This is a genomic window from Streptomyces flavotricini (assembly GCF_020639365.1).
Classification (GTDB): Bacteria; Actinomycetota; Actinomycetes; order Streptomycetales; family Streptomycetaceae; genus Streptomyces; species Streptomyces flavotricini.
In genome coordinates this window covers 1,342,472-1,353,243 of sequence record NZ_JAINUL010000001.1, presented here as the reverse complement: position 1 = coordinate 1,353,243, position 10,772 = coordinate 1,342,472, and the positions used below count along the sequence as shown (strand labels likewise).

Here is a 10,772-nt window from a genome sequence, read left to right as displayed (position 1 = left end):
GCCGGCCGACCCGCGGCGCAACGAGGCGACGCAGGCCTGCGCGGATCTGCGCCCGCAGTCGGGCGGGCGGGGCGGCGGGCCCGGCGGCAGTGACGGCAGCGCGATGAAGGCGTTCACCGGCTGCCTCAAGGACCACGGTGTCGTGCTGCCGTCGGCCTCCCCGAACGCGCCGGGCAGCAGCGGCTTCCCCACCTCCGACCCGCAGTCGGCGCAAGCCTTCGAGACCTGCAAGGCCCTGCTGCCGCAACGCGGCCAGAACACGCCGAAGCCGGGCGCGAGCCCTTCGGCCTCCGCGCTCTGAGTCGATCCGTGGCGCCCCGGCCTGTCCGTACCGGTACCGGACCGGATGCTGGCGGCATGGAATGCGCCGTCTTCGTGACGCTGCCCGGACTGGTCGTCGTACGGACCGCCGTGGCCTTCGCCGATCAGGTGCTGCTCCGTGCCGGGCGGGCCGGAGTGCTGCCGTGACACGCCGCTCTCGACGGGCCGGCGGCCACACGCTCGTCCGTGTGGCCGCCGGCCCGGTCACCCCGTCAGGGGCGGACGCCCGGGTCAGCCGTTGCGGTGGTGGCGGCGGCCGTCCCAGGAGTCGGAGTCGAGGACGTTGCCGCGGTTGTCGCGGAGCGTCGCGCTGTCGCGCTCGTCCCACACCTGCTGGCGGCGGTCCTGGTAGACGTCGTGGCGGGTGTCGCGGCCCTGGCCGGTGTGGACCTTGACGCTGGAACGGCCGTCCAGGCGGAAGTCCTTGAACTGGTAGCGGTTGCCCTGCCGGTCGGTGAGGGTGAAGCCGCGCAGGTTGACGCTGTGGCGACCGGTGTTCTTCACCTCGACCCACTCCCCGTTCAGGGCGCGGGCGGAGCGGTCGTTGCGACCGGGGCTGTCGTACTGGACGTCACCGATGACGATCGAGGACTTCGCGCCCCGGTGGTCGCGCCCGTGGTGGTCGGCGGCGGCCGCCGGCAGAGCGGCGGCGCCGACCAGGGCGCCTGCGGCCAGGAACGCGGAGACGACCCGGCGGGTGGCGAGAGAAGCAGACATGAAGATGACCCCTTCAACAGACAGCGGCCCTTCCCGGCCACGAGCGGGCGGGTGGGCTCCGAACAGTTCCCGGCGTCCTGCCGAGGAGGCCCACTCTGGCCCCCGCCCACCGCCCAAAGCGACCAACGCCGGGCGTGTTGCCCAATGCAGACATACCCGTGACTCTTGCTTGTATCGGACATCCGTCAACGTCGTGCTGACGCGGATTCCGGGAGCGCGGCCCGCAGGCCAAGGGAGGCCCGGAGACGGGGCCTTCCCGCCGGATGCCCTTCATGCGGGGCGCTCTCGCCTCCCTGCGCCGAATGGGTTCAGGGTTTTGTAACGGGCGTTCGGCGGGGCGTCAGAGCGAGGGCAGGTTGACGGTCGGGGCGGGGTGGGGCGCCCGCTGCCTGCGGATCAGCGGGAGCAGGCCGGCCGCGCCCAGGAGCGAGAGGAGCGCCGCGCCCCGCAGTACGGTCTCGATGGCTGCTGCGTCGGAAGCCGCGGCCTGTTCCGAGCCGCTCAGGACCTCCAGCACGGTCGCCGCCACCGCCACGGCCATGGCGCCGAGCAGGACGAGCGAGGTCAGCACCAGTCCGGAGGCGGCGGCGAGGCGGCCCGACGGGACGTACGACTGGGTGGCCACGTTCGTCAGCGCCCAGCCGAGGCCGATTCCGAGGCCCACGACGGCGAAGACGGCCGTGTACAGCGCGAGCGGGTCCGTCCAGGTCAGCACGAGCAGGCCCACGCCGCTCAGCAGCATCCCGCCCGCCATGAGCGCCTCCGGCCGCCGGCGCTGGGCGAGGTGGCCGGACCAGTAGCTGGCCGCCCCGGCGCCGACGGACAGGGCGAGGAAGACCAGTCCGGCGTCCAGCGGGGTCAGGCCGCGGGCCTGCTGGAGGTAGAGCGCGGAGAGGACCGCCACCAGGCAGTACACGATGTTGGACACGGCGCCGGCCAGCGTGACCGTCACGAAGGGCCCGTTGCGCAGCAGGGACAGGTCCAGCAGCGGCTCGGCGGTCCGGCGCTCGATCAGCACGAACAGGACCAGCAGGAGCGCTCCGGCGGCCAGGCACGCCAGCGTCGCCGCGGAGGCCCAGCCCCAGTGACCGCCCTGGTCGACCGCGATCATGAGGGCGGTGAGACCGCCCGCCACGGTGACGGCCCCGGGGAGGTCCAGGCCGTGACCGGCCTCCTCGTCGCGGGTGTCGGCGACGAACCGCAGCATCAGGAAGGCCGCGACGGCGCAGAAGGGCACGTTCAGCAGGAACACGGCACGCCAGCTCACGTGCTCGGCGAACACGCCGCCCACGAACGGCCCGAGTGCGGTGCCGATCGCGCTGAAGGCCAGCACCGTGCCCACCGCGCGGCCCTGCCGGTCGTCACGGAAGTAGGCGGTGACGACCGCCACCGCCACCGGGAAGATCATCGCGGCCGCGGCCCCCTGGACCACGCGCGCCACGACCAGCCAGGTCTCGTTCTGCGCGGCGGCGCACACGACGGACACCACGGCGAAGCCGACCAGGCCCCACACGATGACGGTGCGCCGCCCGTGGACGTCGGCCGCCCTGCCACCCGTGATCATCAGCGCGCCGAGCGTCAGCATGTAGCCGCTGACCAGCCACTGCAGATTGGTGGTGGGTGTGGAGAAGTCCCGGGCGATGACGGGAAGCATCAGGTTGAGGGCGAACCAGTCCATCTGGACGAGGAGCATCGACAGCGAGGCGGCGGCGATGACCGCCCGGTCGCGGCCCGAGAACAGCCGTCGGTCCGAGGTCGCGGCTCCCACCTTGCCCACGCCCATGAACACGTCCCGTCCACAGCCCCCTGGCGCCCCTCCCACCAGCATGCGCCCGCCCACCGCGCCGGGCACCCGGGGCCTCACACGCCTACGCGGGCTCCCACAGCTCGACGCGGTTGCCCTCGGGGTCGGTGACCCAGCCGAACCGCCCGACACCGTCCATGTCCTGCGTCTCCCCGGCCACGTCCGCGCCCTTGGCGCGCAATTGCGCGAGCATCGCGTCCAGATCGCGGACCCGGAAGTTGAGCATGCTCTGCTGGGCGCGGGACCCGAAGTAGTCGGTCCCCGACTCGAACGTCGCGAACACCGTCGGCCCGGCACCCTGCTGCCACAGGCCGTGCTCATCGGCATCCAGGCCCAGACACTCGCGGTACCAGGCGCTCAGGGCCGCCGGATCGGCCGCCCGCATGAAGTACCCGCCGATTCCCGTCACACGTTCCATGCCGCCATCCTTCCAGGGCGGCGATCGGACGGGCCGCGCCACACCCGTCAGGGGATCAGCACGCAGTGGTTCTCGATCACCCTGCCGCTGCGGTCCAGACCACCGCAGACGGCCAGCCGCGGGTACGCCCTGATCTCGCGGTTGACCACGAACCTGGCCTGCGACACACCGGCCTTGCTGTTCCTGTAGTCGCCGACGAAGGCCCGCAGCGTGCCCGGCAGCCCGTCCCTGGTCGTGACGGTGATGTCCTGGACGTAGTCACGCCCCTGGTAGGCGGTGGCCACGCAGATGTACTTCCCGCACGTGGCCTTGACCTCGGCGCTCGCCGGTCCCGCGGTCACCAGCGCCATGGCGCAGGCCGCGGTGAGGGCCGCCGCCACCGTCGCCAGGCGGCGCCGCGCGGGCGTCCCCGACCGAACCGAATTCCTGCGTACGACGTGCATGAGATCTCCTCCGAGCGGCGCCGGCCGACTGCATGACGTGACCACGGTGTCACGTTCGGTTCCGCCGAGGCGTGCGGCAACGGTGAACATGCGGTGAGGAAGCCGAGGATCCGCGGATACGGTATCCGCCGGCCCTCCGCGAGGAACTTGCCGCCGCGATGTGACCCAGGACACGGGAACCGCCCGGGTCCGGCAGACAAGAACCCGACGTGGACTATTCAATGCACGCCCGGATAAGAGCCGGGGACCCGGAGGCGTTCCGGGAGCTCTTCCGCGACCACGCACAGCTGGTGCACCGGCACGCCGTACGGGCTACCGGGGACCGGAGCCTCGCCGAGGACGTCGTCTCGCTGACGTACCTGGAGGCCTGGCGACTGCGCGGGAAACTGCGGGACGAGGGCGACGGCCCGCGCCCCTGGCTGATGGGCATCGCCGTGAACGTACTGCGCAACACCACGCGCGCCGCCCGGCGCCACCAGCGCGCGCTCGGCCGGCTGCCGGTCCGGGACACCGTGCCCGACTTCGCCGACGAGCTCGTCGCCCGCCTCGCCGACGCCGACCAGCTCGCCGCCGCCCAGCGCGCGCTGCGCGCCCTGCGGCGCGGCGAGCGGGAGGTCTTCACCCTGTGCGTCTGGTCCGGGCTCGGCTACGCGGAGGCCGCCGCCGCGCTCGGCGTGCCGGTCGGCACCGTACGGTCCCGCCTCTCCCGCGCCCGTACGCGGCTGCGCAAGCTCTCCGAGAAGGAATTGGTGGGATCCGGGGAACCGCTCTCCCGCTCCGGACAAGTACAGGGCGGCCGCATCCCCGCGGCCCGGTCACAAGAGTCGCAGCCCCACGAGGAGGAAGCCCGATGATCCGCAACATGTGGCGGCGAGACGACGAGCCGCTGGACCACGCGGAGCTGGGACGGCTGCTGCCGCCCCCGGGAAGCCCGGACCTGCCGCTCGACCGTCAGAGCCTGCTCGAGGAACACCTGATGAACGAGATCCGGCAGACCACCGCCACCGCCACCGCCCCACCTCCGGTTCCGGCCGGGGACCGGACCCCGTCGCGCCGCCGTGCGCGACGCCCCCTGCTGATCGGCATCCCGGTCACCGCCGCCGTGCTCGCGGGCGTGATCGCGCTCAACACCGCCCAGGAGCCGGGCGGTTCCGGTACGGCCGGCCGCACCGTCGCCGCGGTCGAGGCGCCCGTCGTCTCCATAGAGGCGGGCAGCTCCGAACAACTCGCCTCCACCGTGGGGCAGATCGTCGCGGCCGCCGCCAAGACCGGCCTGCCCGAACCGGGACCCGGCCAGTACGTCTACGTCAAGAGCCAGGTCTCGTTCCAGTCGATCTCCGTCGACGTGGACACCGACCGGTCCAAGACCTGGGTGCAGCCGCTGCACACCCGCGAGGTGTGGAAGTCGCCCGACGGCGCGAAGGGCTGGCTCGACGAGCCCGGACAGCAGCCCGAGGGAGGCGTCACCCTCGACAAGGACGCCCCCCTGTCCACGCCCGTGAACGGCCGGGACATCCCCGGGGTGGCAGCCGACTTCTCGTACGACTGGCTCAAGGCGCAGCCCGCCGACCCCGGCGCCCTGCTGACCGCCATCCGCGCGACGGGCGGCAGCGGACGCGACCGGGACCAGGAGGCCTTCGAGGAGATCGGCTCCATCATCGGCGAGCAGCTCGTACCGCCGCACATCGCCGCCGCCCTCTACCGGGCAGCGGCCGGGATCCCGGGCGTCGTCCTCGTCCAGCACTCCCAGGACGCCGCCGGCCGCGACGGGATCGCGCTGGCCCGCGTCGACGAACAGCGGGGAACTCGCACCGAGTTGGTCTTCGACCGCTCGACGTACTCCTACCTCGGCAGCCGGGGCGTCCAGATCCGGGAGGAGGGCGGGATCAAGCCCGGAACGGTGGTCGAGCGGACTGCCGTCCTGGAGCGCGGCGTGGTGGACGGACAGAAGGAGCGCCCGGCCTCCGCCCAGCGCACGGCCTGACCACCGCCCGCTCGCAGAACGGGACTTCACCGCCCTCCGCCCCGCCCTTGTACGCTCACGTCCATGGACGACCGCGCCACGCCCACCCTGCTGCTGAACCCGCCCCGCACCACCACGGCGGAACTCCTCGCCCAGGCCGCGGCGTGGCGCGGCCATGACGTGACCGCCCACGTCGGGCAGGCCGAGGGCCGAGAGACCTACTGGTACGGAGGGCCGCTCGCCGCCGACCTCCTGTCCGATCGGCTCGGCCTCGGTCTCCTCGACCCCGCCGACGACTGGCTGGCGACGGTGCCACATCCCCTCCTCCGGCGTTCCGTACGCCTCACCACGCTCGCCGAGGCCCGGTCCCTGCGGGAACCCGCCTTCGTGAAACCGCCCTCGGCGAAGATCGACCTGCTTCCCGCCGCCGTGTACGAGGAGGGGAGCGCGCTGCCGGCCGCCCTCGCCGACACGACACCGGTCCTCGTGAGCGAGGTGGTGGAGTTCGCGGCCGAGTACAGGCTGTTCGTACTCGACGGGGAGGTCGCCGCCGGCAGCCGCTATGCGGTGTACGGGTGCCCCGATCCCGCACCGCTCGACGCGCACGCCCGGGCCTTCGCCCGCGAGGTGCTCGAAGCCACGGCCGACGACCTGCCCAGCGCCGTGTGCGTGGACGTCGGCCGGCTCACGGACGGCGGCTGGGCGATCGTCGAGGCCAACATGCCGTGGTTCGCGCACTGCTATGCGGCCGAGCCCGACGCCGTCCTCGACGTCGTCCTCCGCGCCGCGGGCCCCCGCACCCGCCTGGCCGACCGGGACCTGCCGTTCCTCCGAGCGACCGAGGGCGGGCCGAGGGAGCCCGCGGCCCGTTGACATACTGCGGCCGTGAACGCGAGTACGAAGGCCGATGAGATACGGCCGGTCGAAACCGTGCGTCCCGCGGAATGGTCGCTGCGCTCCGCCCTGTCGTCGGATGTCGAGACGATCGCCGAGCTCAGGGCCATCGTGATGCGCCGGGACCTGGAGCGGCTGGGACGGTTCGACGCGCACCGGGTCCGGCAGCGGCTGCGGGACTCCTTCTCCCCGCGGTACACCTCGGTCGTCCTGGCCGGCGATGCCTTCGCGGGCAGCGTCACCCTGCGCCCGGCCGAGGACGGGTGGTGGCTGGAGCACTTCTACCTCGATCCCGCGCTGCACGGCCGGGGCCTCGGGTCGGCCGTCCTGCACTCACTGCTGCGGCGGACCGACGCCGACGGGGCTCCCGCCCGCCTGAACGTCCTGCAGGGCAGCCCCGCCCGGCGGCTGTACGAGCGCCTCGGTTTCACCGTGGTGGCCGAGGACCCGGTCGACGTCTTCATGCTGCGGCAGCCGGGCGCCCGCTGACGCCATCACCTGCCCCGCGCCATGCGCGAGGGGGACGTCCCTCAGCGGCCGGTCAGGACGACCAGCTGCTGCGTCGCCCGGGTCATCGCGACGTAGCGGTCGACCGCTCCCTCGATCCCCTCGCCGAACGCCTCCGGGGCGACGAGGACGACCAGGTCGAACTCGAGCCCCTTCGACAGCCCCGGGGTCAGCGACCTGACGCGCGGGGTCGCCCGGAAGGACGGATCGCCGATGACGCAGGCGACCCCGTCGGCGTGGGCGGCGAGCCAGGTGTCGAGGACGGAGTCCCGGTCCGCGACGGATCCGTACCCGACGGGGATCCCGCTGACGCGGATGGAAGCCGGCACGTTGGCGTCGGGCAGCGCGGCCCGGATGACCGGCTCCGCCTGCGCCATGACCTCCTCCGGCGTGCGGTAGTTGACGCCCAGGGAGGCCACGTCGATCCGGTCGAGCCCGATCCGCTCCAGCCGCTCGCGCCACGACTCGGTGAACCCGTGCCTCGCCTGCGCCCGGTCCCCGACGATCGTGAAGCTCCGGGACGGGCAGCGCACCAGCAGCATCTGCCACTCCGCGTCGGTCAGTTCCTGGGCCTCGTCGACGACGATGTGCGCGAACGGGCCGGCGAGCCGGTCCGGGTCGGAGTCCGGCAGGGCGCTCTCGTCGATCAGGCTGTCCTGGAGGTCCCGGCCGCGCAGCATCCTGACGGCGCCCTCGCTGTCGTCGCCGGCCGAGTTGAAGTCGGCGGCCGCGAGGATGTCGTCGATGACGCCGGCCATGCGTTCGCGTTCGGCGGCGACGGCCGCGTCGTGCCGGTGCTTGCGCCGGGCCGCCTCCGGGTCGCCGAGCCGCTGCCGCGCCGCGTCCAGGAGCGGCAGGTCGGAGACCGTCCAGGCCTGGGCGTCCGCGCGCTGCAGCATCCGTACGTCCTCGCGGGTCAGCCAGGGCGCGCACAGCCGCAGGTAGGCGGGTACCGACCACAGGTCCGCGACGAGGTCGGCCGGCTCGAGCAGCGGCCACGCCCGGTCGAGGGTCGTGACCAGCTCCTCGTCGTGCAGCAGCGCCCTGCGGAGCCGGTCGGGCGACACCCCTTCGTGCTCTTCGTCCTCGTCGAGCTTGTCCGTCAGGATCGTGAGCAGCCCGTCCCAGATCCGCTCACGCGCCTCGTTGTGCGGGACGCCGGCCGCCTCTTCGAACGCCTCGGCCCAGTCGGCGGCGCTCAGCCACAGGTCGGCCCAGGGGGTGGACACCGTCATTCCCTGGGTGGGCGGTTCCTCGTAGATCCTGACGGCCTTCTCGATCGCCCCCACCATGTCCGCGGACGACTTCAGACGTGCCACCTCGGGGTCGGTCTCGACCGGTGCCCCGGCTCCCTCGGGAAGGAGGTCGCGGACGGTGCAGGTCTGCACGCCCTCCTCGCCGAGGCTGGGGAGCACGTCGGCGACGTAGTTCAGGTACGGCTGGTGCGGGCCGACGAACAGCACGCCGCCCCGACGGTGCCCGAGGCGGGGATCGGAGTAGAGGAGGTGGGCGGTGCGGTGCAGGGCGACGACGGTCTTGCCGGTGCCGGGGCCGCCGTCGACGACGAGGGCGCCGCGCGAACCCGCGCGGACGATGGCGTCCTGGTCGGCCTGGATGGTGCCGAGTACATCGCGCATGCGGGCCGAGCGGGTGCTGCCCAGGCTGGCGATGAAGGCGGACTGGTCGTCGAGCGCCGCGTGCCCTTCGAACCCGTCGGCCGTGAACACCTCGTCCCAGTAGTCGCCGATCCGGCCGCGGGTCCAGCGGTACCTGCGGCGGCTCGCCAGTCCCATCGGATTGGCGTGGGTGGCGGCGAAGAACGGCTCGGCGGCGGGGGAGCGCCAGTCGATCAGGAGCCGGTGCCCGGCGCCGTCGGTGAGGCCGAGCCGCCCGATGTAGACGGGCTCGGGGTCGTCCGCACCGACGATGCGCCCCAGGCACAGGTCCATTCCGAAGCGGCGCAGGGCGCGCAGCCGGGAGGTCAGCCGGTGGATCTCGCTGTCGCGTTCCATCGCCTCCCGGCCCAGGCCGCCGGGCGCCCTGCGCAGCTCGTCGAGGCGGCCGGACAGCTCGCCGATCGTCTGCTCGAGGGTGTGGGAGAGGGCCGCGAAGTGCTGCTCGTCGCGGGCGATGAGGGTGGGGTCGGCCTTGGGGGAGAGGTGGTCGGGAAGGTCGAACGCGCTGGGGGTCTTCGATGTCAACACAAGCAACCCGTGCATCTCCTGTTTCCGCTGCTTCTGGCTACGAGCAGCGATTTTGCGGCACGGCGGGGGCCTTGCCGCAAGCCCCCCTGTGCGCTATAAGTTGAGAGTGGCAAGGGGTGGGTGTTCCCCCTTGGCCAACCTCCCCCCCCCGCACAGGACGATGCGCAGAAGAATTCTGCCGTGGGTCTGTCACACTTCCGCTCCGCCGTCCGTCAGGTCAATGACGGCAACACGGAAGACCTGAGGGAGACGGCGATGCAGACGCGTACGATCACGGCGGACGTACCGGTGGGAGCGCGGACGGCGCAGGACCCGATGGAGCTCGTCCCCGAACTGGCCGAGGTCTCGGCGGCGTTGTTCAAGGCCACCGGCAACCGCTCGGTACCGCGCACCACGATCAGCCTGCTGCAGCCGGCCAGATCGTCGGCAACACCTACCTGACCGTCCTGCACACCGGCATGCTGCGCAAGGCCGGTGAGCCCGAGGAGCGGATCACCGCGGTGGCGTCCTGGCAGGACGCCCCGTACTTCAGCGGCGCCGAACGGGCCGCGCTGGCACTGGTGGAGGCCGTACTCCAGCCGTCCCCGAGCGGGGAGCGCGTCAGCGACGAGCTGTACGCCGAGGTGGCCGGGCACTACGACGCGAAGGCGCTCGCGACCCTGACCATTGCGATAGGGCAGGTCAACTTCTTCGTCCCGATCGCGCTCATCGCCAAGCCGGTGCCGGGACGGTCGTTCACCGACCCGTGGAACCGAGTGCGGCACCCGCTGCCGGCGTACTGCTCGCGCGCGCCCTGACCGTACGCAGGTGGTCGAACGCCTGCCGGTCGGGGTGCGGACCGGGCAGGCGCGCGGAGCGGGCAGGCCAGCACCCCGATGCCCCTTGACTCCGCAAAAGTGTGAGTGGTTAAGTACACACATGAAGTCAGAGCGTCCCCGCCAGCTGTCCACCGCCGAAGAGCGTCGCGCGACGGTGCTGCGCACCGCCATCGGCGCCTTCGCCGCCCGCGGCTACTTCGGCACCACCACGACCGAGGTCGCCAAGGCGGCGGGCATCTCGCAGGCGTACGTCTACCGGCTCTTCCCGAGCAAGGAATCCCTGTTCGTCGCCGTCGTGGAGCACTGCTTCGTGCAGGTGCGGGCCAGCCTGGAGCGCGCGGCGGCCGAGGCGCGGGGGAGTGGCCCGGACGTGGTGCTCTCGGCCATGGGCGGCTCGTACGCCAAGCTGATCGGCGACAACGACCTGATGTTGATTCAGCTGCAGGCGCAGGCGGCCGCGGCCTCCGAGCCGGCCGTGCGCGAGGTCGTGCGCCAGGGCTACGCCCGGCTGGTGGAGTACGTACGGGGCGCCTCGGGCGGCAGTGACCAGCAGGTCCAGGAGTTCTTCGCCCGCGGCATGCTGTGCCACCTGATCGCATCGACCGGGGCGGACGAGGTCGACGCCCCGTGGAGCCGGACCCTGACGGCGGGTATCAGGCACCACTGAGCCCCGGCCGGCGCTC

At 72.6% G+C, this 10,772-nt stretch carries 11 protein-coding genes and 1 pseudogene; 7 read left to right on the top strand and 5 right to left on the bottom strand.

Annotated elements, in window-relative coordinates; genetic code table 11:
* Positions 1-301 (top strand): hypothetical protein (locus tag K7B10_RS06480; protein ID WP_229334986.1); only part of this gene is annotated, 301 nt, incomplete at its 5' end.
* A 251-nt stretch (positions 302-552) separates the two neighbouring features.
* Here the strand turns inward: K7B10_RS06480 and K7B10_RS06475 are convergent.
* From K7B10_RS06475 to K7B10_RS06460, 4 genes are all read right to left on the bottom strand, one after another.
* Positions 553-1,038, bottom strand: coding sequence for a lamin tail domain-containing protein (locus K7B10_RS06475; RefSeq protein WP_229334985.1), 486 nt, complete (start codon positions 1,036-1,038; stop codon positions 553-555).
* Between the two features lie 340 nt (positions 1,039-1,378).
* Positions 1,379-2,821, bottom strand: a complete 1,443-nt coding sequence (locus tag K7B10_RS06470; protein ID WP_229334984.1) for an MFS transporter — start codon at positions 2,819-2,821, stop codon at positions 1,379-1,381.
* 85 nt (positions 2,822-2,906) lie between these two features.
* On the bottom strand, positions 2,907-3,260 hold the full coding sequence (locus tag K7B10_RS06465; protein WP_229334983.1) for a VOC family protein: 354 nt from the start codon (positions 3,258-3,260) through the stop codon (positions 2,907-2,909).
* A 47-nt stretch (positions 3,261-3,307) separates the two neighbouring features.
* Positions 3,308-3,703: a hypothetical protein gene (locus K7B10_RS06460; protein WP_229334982.1), complete on the bottom strand. Its 396-nt coding sequence runs from the start codon at positions 3,701-3,703 to the stop codon at positions 3,308-3,310.
* 221 nt (positions 3,704-3,924) lie between these two features.
* Between K7B10_RS06460 and K7B10_RS06455 the strand changes: the two genes are divergently transcribed.
* The 4 genes from K7B10_RS06455 (at position 3,925) to K7B10_RS06440 (ending at position 7,049) form a co-directional block, all read left to right on the top strand.
* Positions 3,925-4,557, top strand: a complete 633-nt coding sequence (locus K7B10_RS06455) for an RNA polymerase sigma factor (protein ID WP_229344801.1) — start codon at positions 3,925-3,927, stop codon at positions 4,555-4,557.
* The gene (locus tag K7B10_RS06450; RefSeq protein ID WP_229334981.1) at positions 4,554-5,687 is read left to right on the top strand and encodes a CU044_5270 family protein; all 1,134 of its coding nucleotides are present in this window, start codon (positions 4,554-4,556) and stop codon (positions 5,685-5,687) included. Before K7B10_RS06455 ends, K7B10_RS06450 begins: the two co-directional genes overlap by 4 nt.
* A gap of 63 nt (positions 5,688-5,750) precedes the next feature.
* The gene (locus K7B10_RS06445; protein ID WP_229334980.1) at positions 5,751-6,539 is read left to right on the top strand and encodes an ATP-grasp domain-containing protein; all 789 of its coding nucleotides are present in this window, start codon (positions 5,751-5,753) and stop codon (positions 6,537-6,539) included.
* A gap of 12 nt (positions 6,540-6,551) precedes the next feature.
* Positions 6,552-7,049 carry a GNAT family N-acetyltransferase gene (locus K7B10_RS06440; protein WP_229334979.1) on the top strand — a complete coding sequence of 166 codons (498 nt, stop codon included), beginning with the start codon at positions 6,552-6,554 and terminating at the stop codon, positions 7,047-7,049.
* A 41-nt stretch (positions 7,050-7,090) separates the two neighbouring features.
* Here K7B10_RS06440 and helR read toward each other — a convergent pair whose 3' ends face one another.
* Positions 7,091-9,268, bottom strand: coding sequence for an RNA polymerase recycling motor ATPase HelR (gene helR / locus K7B10_RS06435; RefSeq protein WP_372481536.1), 2,178 nt, complete (start codon positions 9,266-9,268; stop codon positions 7,091-7,093).
* 258 nt (positions 9,269-9,526) lie between these two features.
* Between helR and K7B10_RS06430 the strand changes: the two are divergent.
* Positions 9,527-10,068, top strand: a pseudogene (locus K7B10_RS06430) (carboxymuconolactone decarboxylase family protein).
* Positions 10,069-10,189: 121 nt separating this feature from the next.
* On the top strand, positions 10,190-10,756 hold the full coding sequence (locus tag K7B10_RS06425; RefSeq protein WP_229334977.1) for a TetR/AcrR family transcriptional regulator: 567 nt from the start codon (positions 10,190-10,192) through the stop codon (positions 10,754-10,756).
* The last annotated feature ends 16 nt before the right edge of the window (positions 10,757-10,772 follow it).